This window comes from Corynebacterium sp. (assembly GCF_030532195.1).
Lineage (GTDB): Bacteria > Actinomycetota > Actinomycetes > Mycobacteriales > Mycobacteriaceae > Corynebacterium.
Genome location: NZ_JAUNLP010000001.1, coordinates 390,946 through 410,658 on the forward strand (window position 1 = coordinate 390,946; position 19,713 = coordinate 410,658).

Below are 19,713 nucleotides of genomic sequence, written 5' to 3' on the forward strand. Positions count from 1 at the left end.
CAATAAGGCCGCTACGCCCGCGGATGAGTACGCTTGTGCACTTCGCGGAGACGGTCGGTGGATACGTGGGTATAGATCTGGGTGGTTGCAAGGCTAGCGTGTCCTAGCATTTCCTGGACCACTCGCAGATCTGCACCACCTTCGACCATTGCGGTGGCCGCCGAGTGCCGCAGCGCGTGTGGCGAGACATCTGCCCACTTATGCACCACCCTGCGCGCCTGGCGAGGGTTGAGCCGTCCACCGCGAACACCTAAAAAGAGCGCTTGAGTGTCAGCCTTGTCGGATTGCGCAATCATCTCTGCACGCGCCTTCAGCCAGCCTTTGAGTGCAGCTTCGGCCGGCTTGCCAAAGGGCACAATGCGCTGTTTGTTGCCCTTACCCACCACCGAGACCACATGAGCGCCGAAGTCAACATCGCCAATATCCGCGCTACAGAGTTCCTCAACGCGCATTCCAGTGGCGTAGAGCAGCTCAACGATGGCCAAATCCCTCGCAGCCGTCGGACTGTCGTCGTGGGCTACCTTGTCGATGGCACCTTCCATCTTCTCCGGTGAGAGCACTTCAGGGAGATGACGATGCTTCTTTGGCGACGACAACCGCGCCGACGGGTCCACATCCAATATCTGCCGTGCGACAAGCCAGCTGCAGAACTGCCGAATGGACGTCGTCAAGCGGGCTAACGATGACCGCGCTGCACCCTGTGCGTGCTTAGCCCCCAGGTGCGCGCGGATAACGGCGGTTGAAAGATCGTTGATGGTGTCGAGACCGGTCAACAGCGGGACCAGGTCGGACTTATAGGCGCGGACGGTGGCATCGGAAAGGCCGCGGGAAAACGACAGCTCATCGAGGAAGTCCATGACAATCGCCTCGAGATTTGGCGAGAGCCCCAGGTCTTCATCGTGCACGTCGTATTCAATAGCCACGCAGTCAACCCTAGTGGACGCGCTATAGACAACGAGAGAGGCAGTGGCCCCGACTTATGCCGGAACCACTGCCTCGTGCCTCACCCATGTCACAAGCCCAGCCCTAACCAGTTAGGCTTGCCTTACCTATTATATTTATTGGGAGCGGGAATGCAATAGATTTTGAAAAAGTTTTGGAAAGACTTCAACTGCGCATCCAGCCGTCGCTAACCCTGCAGGTCAAGCCCTGCTGCTGCAGCTCCAGCAGCAGGTGCGTAGTAAGGGCAACTGACAAGCCAGCTTGCGCGGCGATTTCTCGAACCGCCACGGGCTCTACCGGATTGAGCGCGTCGTACACCGCAAGCTCATTGCGCGAGAGCTTTTGTACCGGCGAATGTGCCCATTGCAATTCCAACTGACCATCCTCATCGACAGAGCCCACAGTCTGATAGAGCGAGCGCACATTGTCGGCATTACACACCAGCACCGCTTCCCCGCGTCGAATCAAATCGTGACACCCAGTGGTTGTCTGCAAGGTCACCGGTCCCGGCACGGCTCCCAGCGGCTTTTTCAACCGCGTTGCCCACGTCGCCGTGTTGCGGGCCCCAGAACGCCACCCCGCCTCAATTACGACCGTGGCCTGCGCCAATGCTGCCACCAGCCGATTCCTGGTCAAAAACCGATGCCGCGCCGGGCGCACACCCGGCGGATACTCAGTAATCAGCGTGCCCGACTGCGCAATGTCGTCGAAAAGCTCCGCATGCGACGCTGGATAGTTCACGCCTACACCGCCTGCCGAAACCACCACTGTTGTCCCGCCCGCAGCCAATGCGCTGCGATGCGCTGCGGCATCCACTCCCAGGGCTCCACCACTGATGACACCAATGCGGTGCTCAGCACACTGCTGTGCGAACTGGCTTGCCACTTGCAGTCCATAGCTACTGGCCATTCGAGTTCCCACCAGTGCGACCGCCTCCGCTGCTGCCTCCCGCAAATCCTGTCCCTTTACCCACAGCGCCAAAGGCGGGGCATCGGCGCGGTCACGGACATCGAGCGTCGTAAAGCACGTGAATTGCTCTGTCGGCCATTCGGGACTCCCCGGATGAATCAGCCGCCAACCGAGTTCCCAGGCCTCCTCAAGATCTTGAGCGCTGCGGTCGATATCGGCGCGCGCCCCGGTTGTGCTGAGAGCACTTGGAGTCAGCCCGGCGCGCGCCTTGATTCGCTCCGCCACCTCGACCGGCCCAAATTCCTCAACGAGCGGCACAATTTCTGGGTGCGTTGCCTCTACCACGCGGTTGAGGTACGCCCACGCGTGCAGTTCGTCCATATTCCCCCTCCTAATGATCATGCATGCGACAGGCACGCTGCACATGCTCAAAATCGAAGGTCTCGCGTCCCGCCAAATCCGCGAGCGTCCACGCCACGGCAATCACCTTGTCCACTCCCCGCTGCGTTATCTCCCCCGCTTTGAGCTTAAAATCCAAAAGCGCCATCGCTTCCTCGTCCAATCCCGCTTGACGACGAAGCCACGGTCTCGGCACCGACGCATTAGTAGTGACCTCATCTTCGGCGATGCCCAACTTGTACCATCTGCAGGCGGCTCTCTCGCGGGCTTCCAATACGCGGTCACGCACTACCGCTGAGCTTTCATTACCCCGCTTTCCCAGGCTGGTACCACTGGGGCTCAGCGTGACATGCAAATCAATGCGGTCACGCAGCGGGCCGGAGAGCGCGCGTTGGTGCTTAGCGCGCTCCGTACTCGAACAAGTGCACTCGCTGGCATAGGCCGCACCGCATCTGCAGAGATTGGCGGCCATAACCAGTTGCGTGCGGGCTGGGAAAACGACGCGATGGTGCGACCGCATGTGAATGATCGCGCCACTTTCCAGTGGCATACGCAGGGCATCGAGCACTGCCGGGCGCATAAGCGTGATTTCGTCGAGAAAGAGCACTCCATGGTGCGCCAAGCTCATGGCACCTGGCTTCGGGACGGCTCCGCCTCCCACCAGCGCTGCCACCGTCGCGCTGTGATGTGGTGCGACAAACGGTGGCTGATGCACAAGTGTGTCCGTATCGCCCAGTGCGCCTGCTACCGAGTGTAGGGCGGTGACCTCCAGCTGCTGCCACTTTTCAAGCGGCGGCAGGATAGTTGGCAGGCGCTGCGCCAACATGGACTTTCCCGTCCCCGGGGAGCCCTGCATAAACAGGTTGTGGCCACCGGCTGCGGCTACCTCAAGCGCGAAGCGTGCGTCGGGTTGACCATCAACATCGGCCAAATCTGTTGTGAAGGTGGGGTCGCTGTGGCCGTCGGCAAGCGCAGTGGCAAGCCCTGCCCCGGTTTCCACCCACTGCCATAGTTGGGCGAGCGTGTCGGCGGTGCCGATAGCGATGCCGTCTACGAGCGCTGCTTCCGCGGCGTTGGCGGCGGGGACGACAACCCACCGCGCGCCGGCGTCGCGGGCAGCGAGGACCTGTGGGAGCACACCGCGGACTGCGCGAATCGAGCCGTCCAACCCCAATTCGCCGATGAGAACAGTGCGGCGCAGACGACCGCGAGCCTCCGCATTATCGCTGGAGGCGATGAGAATTGCACAGACAATTGCCAAATCGAAGCTTGTGCCGTGCTTGCGGATGTGCGCAGGAGACAGGCTCACCACGACCTTGGTCTTCGGCCATGGCATTTCCGAATTCGCCGCTGCCGTGCGCACGCGGTGCTTCGCCTCACCAACTGCTGCGTCGCCCAACCCACCGATGTACATACCGGGCAGACCTCTACCAACATCGGCCTCGACCTGCACAATTGTTCCTTCAATTCCGCTGAGGCTCACCGCCAGTGCCGTTCCAACGGTCATTTACGCGCTCACTTCTTCGAGGAAATCAACACGCGCCGTAGTCTGGCCCAAAACTGTGACTTCCGCACAGTCAATGGCAATACCGCCCGTCCACAACCGGTCCTGCTTCGCCAACCACCGTGCCGATGCCACCCGCAGATGCCTCAACTTTTGGTCTGTGATTGCCTCTCGCCCATCGCCAAAGTTGTTGCCGCGGCGAGTCTTGACCTCAATAACGTGCAGACGCCCATCCGCATCGGTGGCGATAATGTCGAGTTCAAAGCGGCCCACACGGACATTGCGAGCCACAATCTCCCACCCGTCAGCCTGTAGAATCCCCGCAACCAGACTCTCTCCGGCCGCGCCCAGCGCTCTGTTATCCAACTGACTGAAATTCGTCATGACCCCGTCCCCCTGTTATCCGTTTGCGTGGACTCAACAGTGACATAACAAAGACAACAAAGGCCTTCCGAAAGCGTTCCGGAAGGCTCAATCTGTGGATAGTTTTTCAGTTGTGGATAACTAGCTGCATGCACCCAAACGCTACGGAAGCCGCAGGTCAGGCTTGTCCAGCTCCTCGATATTGACGTCCTTGAACGTAATGACACGCACGTAGCGAACAAATCGCGCCGGGCGATGGACATCCCACACCCAGGCATCCGACATGCGCAGCTCGAAGTAGACCTCGTTTTCGCTGTTGTGCGGAATCAGCTCCACGGCGTTGGCCAGATAGAACCTGCGCTCCGTCTCGACGACGTAGGAAAACTGGCTAACAACATCTCGGAACTCCTTGTACAGCGAGAGTTCAACGTCAGCCTCGTAGTTTTCTAGATCTTCTGCGCTCACGACCGCGACGGCTCCTTTGAAAAATAGTTGAGGGGCAAAGTTATTCCGCTACTAGTGCCTGGTACTTCGCTTGTGCGGTGCGCACATTGCGATAGGACCAGCGATGCTCTGGTGTCGCTCCCAAGCTGGCAATCGCCTCCATATGCGACGCAGTGCCGTAGCCCTTATGCTCCGCCAGACCATAGCCCGGATACTTTTCCGATAGGTCAACCATAATGCGGTCACGGGTGACTTTGGCTAAGACACTCGCAGCAGCGATGCAACGACATGCCGCATCCCCGCCAATTACGGGTAAATAGGGCGCGGTAAAGCCTGGCACTTTCATGGCATCGGTCAGCACATATCCAGGTCTGTGTGCCAACCCCGCGACGGCTCGGCGCATTCCGGACACATTCGCATCCTGAATACCGAATAGGTCGATGTCGGACGCAGGAATCGTCGTCACGCTATACGACGTCGCAAACCGCTTGATCAGAGGAAACAGATGCTCGCGCATATGTGGCGTGAGTTTCTTGGAATCGGTGAGTTTGTCCAGCTCGGAGATGGGGCGCTCTGGCAGACAACACGCCGCAATGACGATGGGACCTGCGCAGGCCCCGCGACCGGCCTCATCGACACCCGCGACCGGGCCAAAGCCGCGCTTGGACAGGGCGACTTCCATCGTGCGCGCCTGCTTGAGTTTGCGCAGTTTGGGGGCTGGCGGCAGGTTAATTGTGCTGGCGTTAATTGTGCTGGATGTCCGGATCATCGACGCCACCAATGCGGCTGAACGGCAGGATGATTGCCTGAACCTTGCCGACGACGTTGTCCATTGGCACAGTGCCCTGCAGCTCATCGCCCATGTGGTAGCGGGAGTCAGCAGAGTTGGTGCGGTTGTCACCCATGACCCACAAATTTCCCTCCGGGACCTTCACCGGGCCGAAGTACGGGCCACCGCACTGTTCCGAGCCGAGGGTCGGATTAACTAGCTTGTCCGGCGGTGTCTTGATGAAGTCCTGCTCGGTGAGCTTGCCGTCGACCATAATGCCGGGGTCACCTGGCTGACACTGGACGGTCTGACCACCAGTTGCGATAACGCGTTTGACCAGCGCATTTTCATCAGGCGCGACAAGGCCAATCCAGGAGCCTACGGTCTGCAGAGAATTCGCAATCGGATTGGTCGAACGCTGCGACACATACGTGCTGTTCCAGGATTCTGGGCCATTAAAGACGACGACATCGCCAGGCTCGGGGTCCGAGAAGTTGTAGGAGACCTTATCCACCCAGATTCGGTCGCCTGTACAGCCAGCGCAGCCGTTCAAGGTCGGCTGCATTGACTCGGACGGAATCACGTAGACACGTCCGATAAAGCTCTGCACACCTGCGCTAATCAGCAGAGCGATAAGGACAATGATGGGAATCTCGATGTACCACGGAGTGGACTTTTCGGTTCCTTCATCTAGGGTTTCATCGAGGTTACGAAAGCCAGAGAAGCCTTCGGACTGTTCGCGAGATTCGTCGGCGGTCATGGGAAAAGACTATACGCGACTGCGCTTAAGGCGACGAAAGCGCATTAAAAAATCCCCGCCGAGTACCGACGGGGATTTTGTGCACCAAGTAGTGCTGGGAGCTGCTAAGAGATTAGCGGCGCTCCTTGATGCGTGCAGCCTTACCGCGCAGGTTGCGCAGGTAGTACAGCTTGGCACGGCGGACATCGCCCTTGAAGACGACACGAATTTCATCGATGTTCGGGGAGTGGACCGGGAAGGTACGCTCAACACCAATACCGAAGGACATCTTGCGGACGGTGAAGGTCTCACGGACACCGTCACCCTGGCGACGGATGACAACGCCCTTGAAGACCTGGATACGCTCGGTCTTACCCTCGACGATCTTCACGTCGACCTCAACGGTGTCACCAGCGCGGAACTCCGGAATGTCGTCGCGCAGGTACGCTGCATCAACCTTGTCAAGAATGTTCATGGAAACTTATTCCTTTACTTTTCGCATAGACAGAGGACCCTGGCGGCTCTTTCCCATATCTTGGGACGCTCGGCCGGTTCATGCCCGAAACAGGTAAAGCTGTCTATAAAGACAACCTGGAGATTATTACACACTCCCAGGTCAGAAACCAAACTAGGTGTCACTCACCTTGTCGGGATTGTTGTCTGTGGCATCGGCGGCTTCCTCTTGCGCCTCGCGATCCTGCTTCACCTTCTCGCGAGCTTTCTCAACCAACAACTCCGATCCTTCGATCAACTGCCGCCGGTACTCATTCCACTCCGCCAAAGTCTGCGCCATCCGCAGCCCACGCTTATCAAAGCTATACCGACCGTGTCCGGCGAGCGGTCCGTCTTCCATGCTCACCGCTTGCTTTCCAGTGCTTGACGACGCCCACACCTCTACTCCGCCCCGGTCACGTGTGACGTTCCAGAGACCTGCGGTCTTCAAATTGTGGTGTCTGCGACACAGGCAGTGCAGGTTGGGCGTTTCGGTTGCCCCACCCTCTTCTGGCTTTTCCTTGTTATAGGGGTTGATGTGGTCAATATCGCAGTACTCCGCGGGGACGTCACAGCCTGGAAAACGGCACGTACCATCACGCCCTTGCACATAGGCCCGCTGGCTCTCGGTCGGGACGTAGCCCTCCGTGGTTTCGTCGGCAAGCAAGCGGATATGCGTGACCTTGTCTATCCACGCCTGCGTCGCCATTTCCGAGATCCAGCCGGCACCGCCGAGCCACGCAACGCGGGGGCGCTCCTCGGTGGCCGGGCAGTAGAGGTTGAGCACGATTTTAGCCTCAGCAGTTCCACGAAGGAGATGTGTAAGCGCCTCGACGCGGGTACAACCAGCCGAGGTGGAAATAGCCTCCAGCGTTGCTTTGAGTTCGAGGGCGCGGGTTTTCTCCAGTTCCATGAATACCTCTGAGAAATATTCACCTTCTTCAAACCCAATACTCTCGCCTGCTACTTCGCGCTCACCTGCGGGAAGAAGTGGATCGACATCGCCGGGCAGGTTTTTCGGACGCAGCTGAGGCTCGATTTGTTCGATGACGCGCTGCAGGAACTTGTGCAGGCTACGTACACCACGGAGGACCTCCCCATGCTTGCGCGGAATAACAAAGCGCGCGAGCTCTTGCTCTACCTCCGTAAGCACCTCCGGCTTCCGCAGGGGTGCGGTGGCACGGGCGATGGTGAGCAAGTGCGACATGGGCAAGTGCGCTCGAGCTTTGAGGAAAGCAGCAAGGCGGGGCATGGCAGTTAGTTGAATGCCAATTTCGACATACCCAATCGCTTTTGACCGGGAAATGCCCAGCTCTGGTGCGACTTCCGCAATGAATGCCTCTACATCTACATCCATAGACGGCGGCACACAGTTAAAGACAATATCCAGCTCAACGCGATTGCGATGGATACCGAAGGCCGCTAGTGGATTGTCTGACATTTCGTGGAAAAACTGCGGAGCTTCAGGCAGCAGTGCCGCTTGGTAAACATCGGTTGGTTGGCCGGTCGGACTATTGCTATCAGTCATTGTTCCCCAAACCCCACCCGGCGCCAATTACCGCCCCGGCGCCGAGTAGAGAAGTTCAAGTACTTTCATGCTTGATATCTCCATTCTAGCAATTACGTTCGAATCGTCAATACCCTTTTTGACTTTTTCTCGTATTTTTTTCGAACACTTAGGCCAATGAATCCGCCGCTTTTGTTACCCTAACCTCATGGCAGAGAAAACCGTGCCCAAGTTCGATTCCAGAGCGGTCTGGGGCACCATCATCGTCCCAAGCATCGTCGCTGCGGCAATTTTCGGCCTCGTACTGGCACTTTCGGATAGATTGCCGGAGAAAGTAGCAACGCATTGGAGCGGTTCAGGTAGACCAGACGGCTTCATGTCGCCGCTGGCAAGCGCGGTGACTTGTCTCATTGTGTCACTTGCCGTAGTTCAGATTGGCTGGTTCAGCGCTTCAACAAAAAGCCCACTCGTTTTCCGCCGTATAAATGCGATGGCAGCATGGACAATTTTCGGCCTCATCAGCGCCATTCCGCTGGGGATCACACTTCCGCAAATGGGCATCGAAGACCCCACAACAGTCGAATTGCCCTGGCAGTGGGTAGTTTTGGGCACGCTCCTCGGCCTCGCCATCGGCTTTCTGGTAGCACGTGGTCTGCGCGATTACAGCTCGCTTTACGACGTCCCGGTAACCGACACGCCACCCAAAAGTCTTCCGCGGGAGCGGCCAACGGAACGGATGTCCGTCAAATATTCGAACAGCATGCGGGTTTTTATTGGCCTGTGGGTGGCAGTTTCCATAGTGCTGCTATTTTTCATGCCCAGCGTAGGCGTGGTCTTCCTGCTGTGCACTCCCCTGCTCTTGATTGGCTACGAAACCGGCCTAGATGTCCACGATGACAAGATTCTGCTTTTCATGGGGTGTGGCCCACTCAAAGTTCGCATCCCGCTAGACCTAAAAACTGTGAAGTATGCCGAGCCATCAAAGTACAACTGGGCAGACGGTGGTGGTCTGGGGCTGCGCTACAACTTCGATGGCCAGATGATGCTGGCGGCACGCTCAGGCGAGGCAGTCAAAATCGAGACTACAGGCGCGAGTTACACAGTGGTCGTACCGGATGGCCAAGCCAGAGCGGTGGCGGGCGATATCAACGCCCGCCTGGATAGACTGCGGGCCTAGAAACCAGCGCGGCGAAGAGCATCGGCCATGGCACCGCCGCCACCCCGGTTTCCGCCACGGCGTTTGCTCCGCTTCTTACTGCGGGAGCCGCCTTCGTCACGCTTGGGCTTGGCATCCGAAGCGTCGTCGTCAAGCCGGAGCGATAGACCGATGCGGTTGCGCTCGACGTCAACGTCGAGGACCTTGACCTTGACGACCTCGCCGGAGCGGACCACCTCGTGCGGATCGGAAACGAAGCCGCGCGCCATGTTGGAGACGTGGACGAGGCCGTCCTGGTGGACTCCGACGTCGACAAACGCTCCGAAGGCGGCGACGTTGGTGACGGTGCCCTCGAGGATCATGCCGGGCGTGAGGTCGGAGACCTTCTCCACGCCCTCCTTGAAAGTAGCGGTGACAAATTCGGGGCGTGGGTCGCGACCAGGCTTATCCAGCTCGGACAAAATGTCCTGGACGGTGGGCAAGCCAATACCGGCGGCCTCATCGACGAAGTCTGTGGCACGGACCTTGGAAAGTACACGGGTGTTTCCGATGAGTTCCTGAACACTGACGCCGGTTGCGGCGGCGATGGCGTCGACAACGCGGTAGGACTCTGGATGTACTGCGGAGGAATCCAGTGGATTGGCGGCACCGTGAATGCGCAAGAAACCGGCGCACTGTTCGAAGGCCTTGGGGCCGAGGCGCGGAACCTTGAGAAGCTCCTTGCGGGAGGTGAAGGCGCCGTTTTCGTCTCGGTAGGCGACAATGTTGTCAGCAACGGTGGCAGACACACCGGCGACGCGGCCGAGCAGCGGTGCGGAGGCGGTGTTGACCTCGACGCCGACGGCGTTGACAGCATCCTCCACCACGGCATCGAGAGAGTGCTCGAGCTTGGTCTGGGACACATCGTGCTGATACTGGCCGACGCCGATGGACTTAGGGTCGATCTTGACCAACTCGGCCAGCGGATCCTGCAGGCGACGAGCGATGGAGACCGCACCGCGCAGGGAGACATCCATGTCCGGGAATTCGGCCGCAGCCAGCGAGGATGCGGAGTAGACAGAAGCACCGGCCTCAGAGACGACTACTGGAGTCGGCTTCTTTCCACCGGCCTGGGCGATGAGATCGGCAATTTCACGGGCCAAAGTCTCGGTCTCGCGGGAGGCAGTGCCGTTGCCGATGGCCATGAGCTCCACGCGATGCGTGGCGCAGAGAGTGGCCAGCTGCTCCTTGGCACCGGACCAGTCATTGCGGGGCTGGTGCGGGTAGACGATGGCGGTGTCCAGAACCTTGCCGGTGGAGTCGACAACTGCGCACTTGACGCCGTTGCGGTATCCCGGATCCAGGCCGAGAGTGGCACGCTGACCGGCAGGAGCTGCCAGTAGCAGGTCACGAAGGTTGCGGGCGAAGACCTCGACGGCCTCTGCCTCGGCACGCTCCTTTAGGCGGGTGCGAGCGTCCAGGGCAGCAGAGACTTCCAGCTTGGTACGCCAACCAAAGCGAACGGCCTGGTCAATCCACTTGGAGGTGCCGCCGTCGGGAAGCTCGAAGGCTTCGCGGATCATGTGCTCGTAGGTTTCGTCCTCGCCAGCGTCGATATTAAGGGTGAGAATCCCCTCGGCTTCACCACGCAGGACAGCCAGCACGCGGTGGCTGGGCATGGTCTCCAGCGGTTCGTTGTGGTCGAAGTAGTCGCGGTACTTCGCGCCCGCAGACTCCTTGCCCTCGACTACGGAGGCGGCTGCGGAACCGCTGGACCACACCTGCTCACGCACGGAACCGACCAAGTCGGCGTCAGTGGCAAAGCGATCCACCAAAATGGCGCGGGCACCGGTCAGGGCAGCCTTGGCATCGGCGCCTGCTGCCTCACCGTACTTGGTGGCCAAGGTCTCGGGATCTGCCGCGGGATCTGCCAGCAGCTCATTGACCAGCGGTTCATAACCGGCCTCGCGGGCAATATCGGCCTTGGTCTTGCGCTTCTTCTTGTACGGCAGGTAGAGATCCTCCAGGCGAGCCTTGGTATCGCATGCGAGGATGCGCGCCTTGAGATCGTCGTTAAGCTTGCCCTGCTCTTCGATAGCGGCGAGGATTGTCTGCTTACGATCTTCCAATTCGCGCAGGTAGGTGACGCGTTCTTCAATGAAACGCAGCTGAGTGTCGTCGAGCCCGCCGGTTACTTCCTTGCGGTAGCGCGCGATGAAGGGGACGGTGTTTCCCTCATCGAGAAGCTTGATGGCAGCGGCGATGCTGCTTTCGGCAACGTCTACGCCAGTGTCGGCGAGTTCTCGGGCAATAACTGATGAAATCACCCGGGTCACTTTACTATCGTAGAAGTACCCAATCGCACGCGCCCCGCTGAAAAGGAGTCCCCAGATGCAGAAACTCTGCGCCGAATACCTTCGCATTTCCGACGAGGAAGCCGGTCGGCTGACGGAGCTGGCAGCGCCGGCGTCGACGACTGAGGGTGGCACGGCAGGTCTCGTTGCCGACGGTGCGGAAAAGCTCATTCTGCAGCACTTCGTCGATGTTCCCGATGAGGATGCCCTCGACATCGACACCGACTGGGAGTCCCTGCTGCGCACGCTGACCGGAAACCCCATCGACGGCCAGGCGCTCGGTGATCCCATGGCTGAGGCCATCCTCGGCGCCGACCGCGTCTGCCGCAAGCCGCTGGCCGCTGTCATCCGCGCTGATCGCGTGGGCGAGGTGCTGCAGACACTCGCCGGCGTCGACATTGAAGCACGTATCAAGGACAACGGCTCGCTTATCGACGAAGCCACTGCGACCAAGCGCTACCGCGAGCTAGTGGACTTTTACGAGGACACTAAAAATGCGCATAGCGCCGTGCTCGTGGCCATCTCCTAAGCACTAACAGCGCAATAATCAGGCCGATAATTCCTGCGATGAGGCCACCGATAACATCGGTGAGCCAATGCGCACCTACCCACACGCGGGATAGTGCCACAGCGCCGATGAGCGCGATAATCGCGAGGTCAAGCAGCTTTTTAGCCGTGCGACGCAACACCGGCATGGCTAGTTGAATTGTGGCCATGCCGCTGGAGGTCACCGCCGCGACATGAGCGGACGGGAATGCCGCATCATTCAGGCTGACCAGGGAGAATTCCGCACCGGGGCGATCGCGGTCGAGGTACCACTTCATCGCGTACGTCACCAGGATGGCCGAACCGAAAGAAGCTGGCAGCAACAGCGCCCACGCGCGAAATCGCGACCACATCACAAGCGCGCCCACCACGGTGACAGGTGCTATATACAACGGGCGAATAATCTCGCTGAGGCTCAGCATGAAAGAGTCCACGCTGCCGCCGCCTTGGCCGTGAAAGCCGCTGACCCAACCTGCGAAGTCACGGTCAATGTTCCCGGCCGTCTGCGTGCCGGTGAACCACGCCAGTGCAACCAATGCAATACCCCAGCCCACAACATGCATGGGACGGGCAATTCGGACACGTGCCACTGCGGTTACTGCTCCTTATTTAATGCGTCATTTAATGCATCGAGAACGTCACGGTCACGCTCGCTTAAGTCAACGTCGGCAAGCAAATCGGGGCGGCGCCGAGCGGTGCGAATCAGTGACTGATCACGCCGCCAGCGATCCACCAGCGCGTGATTGCCGCTGAACAGCACCTCCGGCACCTCCAGCCCGCGCCACTGCCGCGGCTTGGTGTAGGACGGCCCCTCGAGCAGACCGTCGGAAAACGAGTCCTCCTCATGGCTCTTGCGGTTGCCCAGCACTCCCGGAATCAGACGCACCACAGCCTCAGTAATCACCAGCACCGCCACTTCCCCGCCAATGAGCACATAGTCCCCAATAGAAACTTCACGCACACGGTAGCGATTAGCGGCATCATCAATAACGCGCTGATCAATGCCCTCATAGCGACCACAGGCGAACACAATGTGGTTCTCATGCGAGAACTCCTGCGCCATCTGCTGCGTAAACGGCTCACCCGCCGGCGTCGGCACAATCAGCAGTGGCTTGTCCGCGTCCGCAGCGTTTGTCGACGGCACGTCTGCGGCAGCATACGAAGATTCCTCCGCCAACCCCAGCTTTTGATCGTGCCGAATATTGTCCAGATGAGGCACTGCCGAGGTCAGAGCTCCCTCATCTGCGGCCGGATCAAGCGCCGCTACCGCATCGAGCGCTGGGCCCCAGACCTCTGGCTTCATGACCATGCCGGGACCGCCGCCATAGGGCGAGTCATCCACGGCCTGATGCACCCCGGGTGCCCAGTCGCGCAGGTTATGCACACCGACACTCAAAATGTCGCGCTCAATGGCCTTGCCCAAAAGTGCATGGCGAAGCGGATCGAGATATTCCGGAAAAATTGTGACTACATCAAGGCGCATGATTACAGCTCCAGGAGTCCTTCCGGTGGCGTAATTGTCACAGTGGAATTTTCCAGATCAATCTCCGGGACAATGTCTTCCACCAGCGGGATGAGCACCTCGCGTGCGCCGGTGTCAAGTGACACCTCCAACAGACGGTGTGCCGGTGCGCGGACAACGGACGTGACCTCACCGATGTCAGTGCCATTGTGAATGACGCGAAGGCCCTCTAGCTCAAAGTCGTAGAAATCCTCATCTTCGAAGACCGGTTCCGCATAGAACTTCATGCCGCGCAGACGCTCAGCCTCATTGCGACCCGGCACTTCTTCAAAGCCCACCAACAGGCGCCCCTGATGCGGGCGCATCGACTTCACTGTCATCTGCACCTCACGGCCGGCCTGGATTCCCAGCAGAGTCTCGCCCGAGCGAAATCGGCCCTCCGGATCATCAGTTGTCGCATCAACGACGACCTCACCGCGCACACCGTGGGGTTTGATAACTCGGCCAATTAGCACCATGTCAGCTACCGACACGCGCACACTTCCTTTCCAGCATTTGAGCAAGCAAAAAGGCGCTACCTAAAAACTTCTTCCCGAAGTATAAGGTAGCGCCCGGATTAGCTACGCAGCTAGGAGTTTAGCTTAAGCTTCCTCGGAAGCCTCGGACTCAGACTCAGCAGCCTCAGCCTCGGCAGCCTTTGCGGCCTCCTCAGCTTCCTTGGCAGCCTTTGCAGCTTCCTTGGCCTCGCGGCGCTTAGCGGTGATGGCCTCAGCGGACGGGCCGTTGTTAGCCTCTTCCAGAGCCTTGTTGAACAGCTCGAGCTTGGTCGGCTTCGGCTCAGCAACCTTCAGGGTGCCCTCCGCGCCCTCGAGGCCCTTGAACTTCTCCCAGTCACCGGTGACCTTCAGCAGAGCCAGAACCGGCTCGGTCGGCTGTGCGCCAACGCCCAGCCAGTACTGAACGCGGTCGGAATCCAGCTTGATGACCGACGGCTCTTCCTTCGGCTGGTAGATACCCAGATTCTCGATGACCTTGCCGTTGCGGCGGGTACGAGCGTCAGCAACGATGACACGGTACTGTGCGGTGCGGATCTTACCGACACGCTGCAGCTTAATCTTGACTGCCATGAGGAGTCCTCTTTCTTTAATGTCACTGGACAATACTTATGCATTCGCACCCATGCGGTTTCAAGCTTTATTAAATAAGGTGCGAACCGGTTTTGCCCTTGGGATATTTACACTGCGCGTGACCACCGGGCGGCCGTGGCCGTATCCGATGAATTCGCAGTCGCGCCTCAGATAAGACAACTTCCCACTGAGACAACCTGGCGTATATTACCAGTACAACTGCGAAAGTAACAAAATCCCATTTTGCGACTCTCGTCACCTGCTAATGCTGAACACCATTACAAGTACGGTATCGTAAACGCCTATGAAGACCACCGGCACCCAATATCGATACGACCTGGACGGACTACGGGGCATCTCTATCGCCTTGGTAGTCCTTTTCCACGTTTACGTCGGACGTGTATCCGGTGGTGTGGATGTTTTCCTGTTGCTGTCAGGGTTTTTCTTCTTCGGTGCGCAGTACCGAAACGCCATCAACCCGCGGCAGTCCATCAACCCATGGTGGAGTATCTGGCGCACTCTGCGCCGCCTCATCCCCACACTTGTTCTAGTTCTCTTTGCCACGACGCTGTTTGTCGTCTTCTTCATTCCGTCATTGCGCAATGGCGATATCGCCCAGCAGCTCCGGGCAAGTTTGCTGTACTACCAGAACTACGAACTAGCACTGCAAGGCGCGGATTACGCCGCAGCTGACAGCGAGACCTCCCCACTGCAGCACCTGTGGTCGATGTCAGTGCAGGGGCAGTTCTACCTAGGCTCCATCCTGCTGATTTCTCTTCTGGCATGGATGACCCGCTCCTCTGCAGTTGTCGGCTCGGTCACCTCCCCGGTTGAGGCCAAGCGCGTCGATGCCACCGGCGGCAAGCTGCGCAAAATCCTCATTCCGCTGCTGGCCGTCATTACGCTCGGTTCCATTGCATATGCCTTTTATATGCACTCCGAAAACCAGGCGTGGAACTACTACTCCACGGTCTCCCGCCTGTGGGAACTTGGCCTCGGTGCACTCCTCTGCCTCGTTCTCACCCGCGGCAGCATCCCGATGCCAAAGCCACTGCGTGTTATCGTCGCGCTCATTGGACTGGGGCTGGTCGTTTCGACCGGTTTCATTTTCGACGGTGCTGCACAGTTTCCAGGACCATGGACTCTGTGGCCACTCGGCGGCGCTGCACTGATTATCATGGCCGGCTCCGATGCCGGTTGGGTGTCGAAGTTCCTCGCCAGTCGCCCGATGCGCGATATCGGTCAAAGCGCCTACGCGCTGTACCTCTGGCACTGGCCACTGCTGATTCTGGCGACGAACTACTTCAACCGCGATAAGCCGGGCATCAAGCTCGGCACGGCGGTGATCATCGCTTCGTTCATCCTGGCCAAGCTCACCAACAAGTTTGTCGAACTGCCACTGGCGCAATCGACTCGCCGTCCGACACGCACGCAGCCAGTTCTCGGTGATGCTCGTTACGCGTTGAGGACGCGCCGCTCGGCACGTCGTAAAGCAGCTGCAGGCGTGTTGTGTGTCGCGATGTTCGCCGGCATGACCAGCCTGTACACGGTGCAGCAGACGCGCGTCGACCGCGCCGTCAACGCCAAGCTCGACCCCGCCGTCTACCCCGGCGCACTCGCGCTTACCGACGGATTCAACGTGCCAAAGGCAGCTACCAAGCCAAATACCGACTACATTCGTGACCTATGGCCGGAGCCGGCACTCGATGGCTGCCTGGCAACCGGTGGCGAAGATGTGGGCTATTTCCCGGAGAATCGTCGTTGGCGCGATGACTCCAAGCCATGCGTCTACGGCGATCCAACTGCGGAAAAGTCGATAGTGATGATTGGCGGCTCTCATATGGAGCACTGGTTTGCGCCAATTAACGCCTACGGCAAGAAGCACGGCTACCGCGTGGTTGTTCTGCTGCGCCAGGGATGCCCAGCGACGTTGGAGCCAATTCACGGTGTTGGTGATATCTGTGTCCCATGGACTTTTGAAGCCCTGAACCGGATTGACCAGATTAAGCCTGAGATGGTGTTCACCACTTCTACCCGCCCACTGTTCCAGGCCGATCCGCCTGAGCCTGGAGACTATACGCCAAGCGGATACACTGCATTCTTTGATGCGCTGCAGCAGCGTGACATTGATTTCTTTGCAATCCGCGATACTCCGTGGGCATTGCACGATAACTTGGAGCAGTTCCAGCCAAGTATCTGTGAGGCTGACGAGGATTGCACAATTAACCGCGATACGGCCTTGAGCTCGGAAAATCCCGCGGAAAAGATATTGGAGAACTTCCCCAACGGCCACAACTTGGACTTCTCCGATATTTTCTGCGGTCCGAAAACCTGTCGAACCGTCATCGGCAATATCTACGTCTACCGCGATAGCAATCACATCACCGATGAGTTGGCTTCGACCTTTAGCGCGGAGATGGATCGTCAGATTCAGGCGAGCTTGAGGAAGTAAAAAGCTAAATGAAAAAGGCGTGCGGACCGCTCGCCTTTTTTATTGCCGTTATTTCCTACTGTTTACTTCTTGCCTTGACCGAAGTCGAGGTTGTTGAGGTCAATGTTTTCCATGCCCTCTGGAAGCTGGTTGCCCATCTGTTGCTGGAGCTTCTGCAGCTCCTGCATATTCGGCATACCCGGCATACCCGGCATGTTTGGCATTCCGGGCATGCCACCGCGCATGGACTTCGGCGGCGTCGGTCCGCGATTGGCGCCCTTGCGCTTGTTCTTACCTTTGCCCTTGCCCTTTCGGCCACGCTTGGCCTTGCGGTTAGATGGGCGACCGCCCATACCAAACCGACCAGCCATCTGTGCCATCATTTTCTTGGCTTCATTGAAGCGTTCGATAAGCTGGTTGACCTCGGAGACGGATACACCGGAACCATTGGCGATACGACGACGTCGTGAAGCGTTAAGAATCTTCGGATTTTCGCGCTCTTCCGGAGTCATACCGCGGATGATGGCCTCGATGCGGTCGAGTTGCTTTTCGTCGACCATTTCTGCGGCCTTCGACATTTCAGCACCGCCGGGGAGCATCTTCAGCAGGTTGCCGATCGGCCCCATCTTGCGGACCATCATCATCTGCTCGAGGAAGTCCTCAAGAGTCAGCTCACCAGAGCCAATCTTCTGTGCGGACTTAGCCGCCTGCTCCTGGTCAATTTCCTTGGCAGCAACCTCAACCAGAGTCTTCAGATCGCCCATGCCCAGGATTCGGCTGGCCATGCGGTCAGGATGGAAGACGTCGAAGTCCTCCAGTTTTTCACCAGTTGAAGCAAAGAGAATCGGCTTACCAGTGACCTCACGGATAGACAGCGCCGCACCACCGCGGGCATCACCGTCGAGCTTGGTGAGCACAACGCCAGTGAAGTCCACACCGTCGCGGAATGCCTTGGCAGTTTCGACGGCATCCTGACCAATCATCGAATCGATGACGAAAAGGACTTCATCCGGTTTAATGGCATCGCGGATGTCACGCGCCTGCTTCATCAGCACTTCATCAATACCCAGGCGACCTGCGGTATCGATAATCACCACATCATGGCGGTGCTGACGGGCATACGCAAGACCGCGGAAGGCGGCATCGACTGGGTTGTCCTCACTGGTACCCATCTCATGGGTGGAGTCAAGACTGGTACCCGGGAACGACGCAAAGCACGGAACATCCGCACGCTCTGCCACAATCTGCAGCTGCTGCACAGCGCCTGGGCGCTGCAAGTCACAAGCAACGAGAACTGGGGTGTGCCCCTGATTAGTAAGGTACTTCGCCAACTTACCAGCCAGGGTGGTCTTACCAGCACCCTGCAGACCAGCCAACATGATGACCGTTGGCGGCTGCTTGGACATGTTGAGACGTCGAGTTTCGCCGCCGAGAATATTGATTAGTTCCTCGTTGACGACCTCAATGATTTGGTTGGCCGGGTTGACGGTCTGGTTGCCAATAATCTCATTAGCGCGTTCCTTGATGCGCTTAATGAATGCGCGGACAACCTCGAGGGAGACATCGGCCTCCAGCAGCGCAAGCCGAATCTCGCGCGCGGTGGCATTAATGTCCGCCTCCGTGAGGCGACCCTTGCCGCCGAGCCCACGGAGGGCACCGGTCAATCGATCGGAAAGAGACTCAAACAAAGTTCTCTAGCTCCCCTGTTGCTTTTAAATGTCTTAACTTTTCTACCGTACCCGCAACGCACGTGGCAGTACACATACAACACCCGCACAGCTTCCACGACTTCTACACCCGCAACGCTTAACGACGAGCAGGGCTGCCCCGCCTTCCTGAGAAATCCTTACTTCACGGGGGTAATTGATTAGTTATTTCGACGGACCCTACCCTGCATTGCCCCATGTTAAGCGCTTTCTAAGAATTGCACATTCCCCCCGTTGCCAAGCCCAGGAAGCCTCCCTGCGTTAATGGCGTTAAAGTCATGGATGAATGTAATTAAATATCACCGCAGGCTTGACTGAAAGTTGAGGAACACACCATGAAGAAGCAGGCTTCCGCACTAGCAGTTGCAGTTTTGACTGCAGGCATGCTGTTCGGCGCAGGCGTTGCTGACGCCAACCCGGGCCACGACAACAATGGCAACCCAGCCAGCCAGGGCAACAATGGCGACAACCAGGGCAATGCCAACTGTGGCAATGGCCAGAACAAGCCCGGCAACGTGAATAACGGCGAAGGTTGCGGCGACAATCAGAGTGAGAACCAGGGCGGCGACGACCAGGAGCCAAGCACCGAACAGCCGGGTGACAACAACACCGGCGTCAACCCAGACCGTCCGGACTACCTCGGCCCAGATGAGTGCGAGGAAGGCACTCACTACGAGATGATCAACGGCAAGTGGACCTGCGTCAAGGATGGCGAGAAGCCAGACACCGAAGAACCATCCAACCCAATCCCGACCGAGTGCGCCGAGGGCGAGCACTTCGACATGAGCATCGAGGTCCCAGGACACCCAGGCGTCTTCGGCGTCTGCGTCAAGGATGACCAGAAGCCAGACACTGAAGAACCAGGCGACACTGAAGAACCGGGC

The 19,713-nt window shown here is 58.6% G+C and carries 18 protein-coding genes and 1 pseudogene; 4 read left to right on the top strand and 15 right to left on the bottom strand.

The window, feature by feature from the left end; all coding sequences use genetic code 11:
- Nucleotides 1-11: 11 nt before the first annotated feature.
- From Q4E11_RS01730 to Q4E11_RS01770, 9 genes are all read right to left on the bottom strand, one after another.
- Nucleotides 12-857 carry a tyrosine recombinase XerC gene (locus Q4E11_RS01730; protein WP_368410394.1) on the bottom strand — a complete coding sequence of 282 codons (846 nt, stop codon included), beginning with the start codon at nt 855-857 and terminating at the stop codon, nt 12-14.
- A 250-nt stretch (nt 858-1,107) separates the two neighbouring features.
- Nucleotides 1,108-2,232 (bottom strand): DNA-processing protein DprA, encoded by a 1,125-nt coding sequence (gene dprA, locus Q4E11_RS01735; protein ID WP_303163099.1) that lies wholly within the window; start codon nt 2,230-2,232, stop codon nt 1,108-1,110.
- Nucleotides 2,233-2,242: 10 nt separating this feature from the next.
- Complete coding sequence (locus Q4E11_RS01740) at nt 2,243-3,757, bottom strand: YifB family Mg chelatase-like AAA ATPase (RefSeq protein WP_303163100.1); 1,515 nt, start codon at nt 3,755-3,757, stop codon at nt 2,243-2,245.
- Nucleotides 3,758-4,138: a YraN family protein gene (locus Q4E11_RS01745; RefSeq protein WP_303163102.1), complete on the bottom strand. Its 381-nt coding sequence runs from the start codon at nt 4,136-4,138 to the stop codon at nt 3,758-3,760.
- A 141-nt stretch (nt 4,139-4,279) separates the two neighbouring features.
- Nucleotides 4,280-4,582, bottom strand: coding sequence for a DUF2469 domain-containing protein (locus Q4E11_RS01750; protein ID WP_005509529.1), 303 nt, complete (start codon nt 4,580-4,582; stop codon nt 4,280-4,282).
- 40 nt (nt 4,583-4,622) lie between these two features.
- Nucleotides 4,623-5,330, bottom strand: a complete 708-nt coding sequence (locus Q4E11_RS01755) for a ribonuclease HII (protein ID WP_303163113.1) — start codon at nt 5,328-5,330, stop codon at nt 4,623-4,625.
- Complete coding sequence (gene lepB, locus Q4E11_RS01760) at nt 5,305-6,090, bottom strand: signal peptidase I (RefSeq protein ID WP_303163116.1); 786 nt, start codon at nt 6,088-6,090, stop codon at nt 5,305-5,307. The genes Q4E11_RS01755 and lepB overlap by 26 nt, the downstream gene beginning before the upstream one ends.
- 112 nt (nt 6,091-6,202) lie before the next feature.
- Entirely contained in the window at nt 6,203-6,544 is a 342-nt protein-coding gene (gene rplS / locus Q4E11_RS01765) for a 50S ribosomal protein L19 (RefSeq protein ID WP_303163119.1), read from the bottom strand.
- Nucleotides 6,545-6,697: 153 nt separating this feature from the next.
- Nucleotides 6,698-8,089 (bottom strand): HNH endonuclease signature motif containing protein, encoded by a 1,392-nt coding sequence (locus Q4E11_RS01770; RefSeq protein ID WP_303163122.1) that lies wholly within the window; start codon nt 8,087-8,089, stop codon nt 6,698-6,700.
- Between the two features lie 187 nt (nt 8,090-8,276).
- Between Q4E11_RS01770 and Q4E11_RS01775 the strand changes: the two genes are divergently transcribed.
- A complete protein-coding gene (locus Q4E11_RS01775; protein ID WP_303163123.1) occupies nt 8,277-9,245 on the top strand; it encodes a DUF1648 domain-containing protein in 969 nt (322 codons plus the stop codon).
- Here the strand turns inward: Q4E11_RS01775 and Q4E11_RS01780 are convergent.
- On the bottom strand, nt 9,242-11,530 hold the full coding sequence (locus Q4E11_RS01780) for a Tex family protein (protein ID WP_303163125.1): 2,289 nt from the start codon (nt 11,528-11,530) through the stop codon (nt 9,242-9,244). The two genes, Q4E11_RS01775 and Q4E11_RS01780, sit on opposite strands and share 4 nt — an antisense overlap.
- A 64-nt stretch (nt 11,531-11,594) precedes the next feature.
- On the opposite strand from Q4E11_RS01780, the gene Q4E11_RS01785 reads away from it, so the two are divergent.
- Nucleotides 11,595-12,086, top strand: coding sequence for a DUF1877 family protein (locus Q4E11_RS01785; RefSeq protein ID WP_303163128.1), 492 nt, complete (start codon nt 11,595-11,597; stop codon nt 12,084-12,086).
- Here the strand turns inward: Q4E11_RS01785 and Q4E11_RS01790 are convergent.
- From Q4E11_RS01790 to rpsP, 4 genes are all read right to left on the bottom strand, one after another.
- Nucleotides 12,046-12,693: a phosphatase PAP2 family protein gene (locus Q4E11_RS01790; RefSeq protein WP_303163130.1), complete on the bottom strand. Its 648-nt coding sequence runs from the start codon at nt 12,691-12,693 to the stop codon at nt 12,046-12,048. The two genes, Q4E11_RS01785 and Q4E11_RS01790, sit on opposite strands and share 41 nt — an antisense overlap.
- A 5-nt stretch (nt 12,694-12,698) precedes the next feature.
- Entirely contained in the window at nt 12,699-13,586 is an 888-nt protein-coding gene (gene trmD, locus Q4E11_RS01795; protein WP_303163131.1) for a tRNA (guanosine(37)-N1)-methyltransferase TrmD, read from the bottom strand.
- 2 nt (nt 13,587-13,588) lie between these two features.
- Entirely contained in the window at nt 13,589-14,083 is a 495-nt protein-coding gene (gene rimM / locus Q4E11_RS01800) for a ribosome maturation factor RimM (RefSeq protein ID WP_303163478.1), read from the bottom strand.
- Nucleotides 14,084-14,206: 123 nt separating this feature from the next.
- On the bottom strand, nt 14,207-14,692 hold the full coding sequence (gene rpsP, locus Q4E11_RS01805; protein ID WP_303163132.1) for a 30S ribosomal protein S16: 486 nt from the start codon (nt 14,690-14,692) through the stop codon (nt 14,207-14,209).
- A gap of 304 nt (nt 14,693-14,996) precedes the next feature.
- On the opposite strand from rpsP, the gene Q4E11_RS01810 reads away from it, so the two are divergent.
- Nucleotides 14,997-17,144 (top strand): acyltransferase family protein, encoded by a 2,148-nt coding sequence (locus Q4E11_RS01810; protein WP_303163134.1) that lies wholly within the window; start codon nt 14,997-14,999, stop codon nt 17,142-17,144.
- A gap of 62 nt (nt 17,145-17,206) precedes the next feature.
- On the opposite strand, the gene ffh is transcribed toward Q4E11_RS01810, so the two are convergent.
- The gene (gene ffh, locus Q4E11_RS01815) at nt 17,207-18,811 is read right to left on the bottom strand and encodes a signal recognition particle protein (RefSeq protein ID WP_303163135.1); all 1,605 of its coding nucleotides are present in this window, start codon (nt 18,809-18,811) and stop codon (nt 17,207-17,209) included.
- A gap of 353 nt (nt 18,812-19,164) precedes the next feature.
- On the opposite strand from ffh, the pseudogene Q4E11_RS01820 reads away from it, so the two are divergent.
- Nucleotides 19,165-19,713 (top strand): annotated as a pseudogene (locus Q4E11_RS01820) (hypothetical protein); the annotation flags it as partial.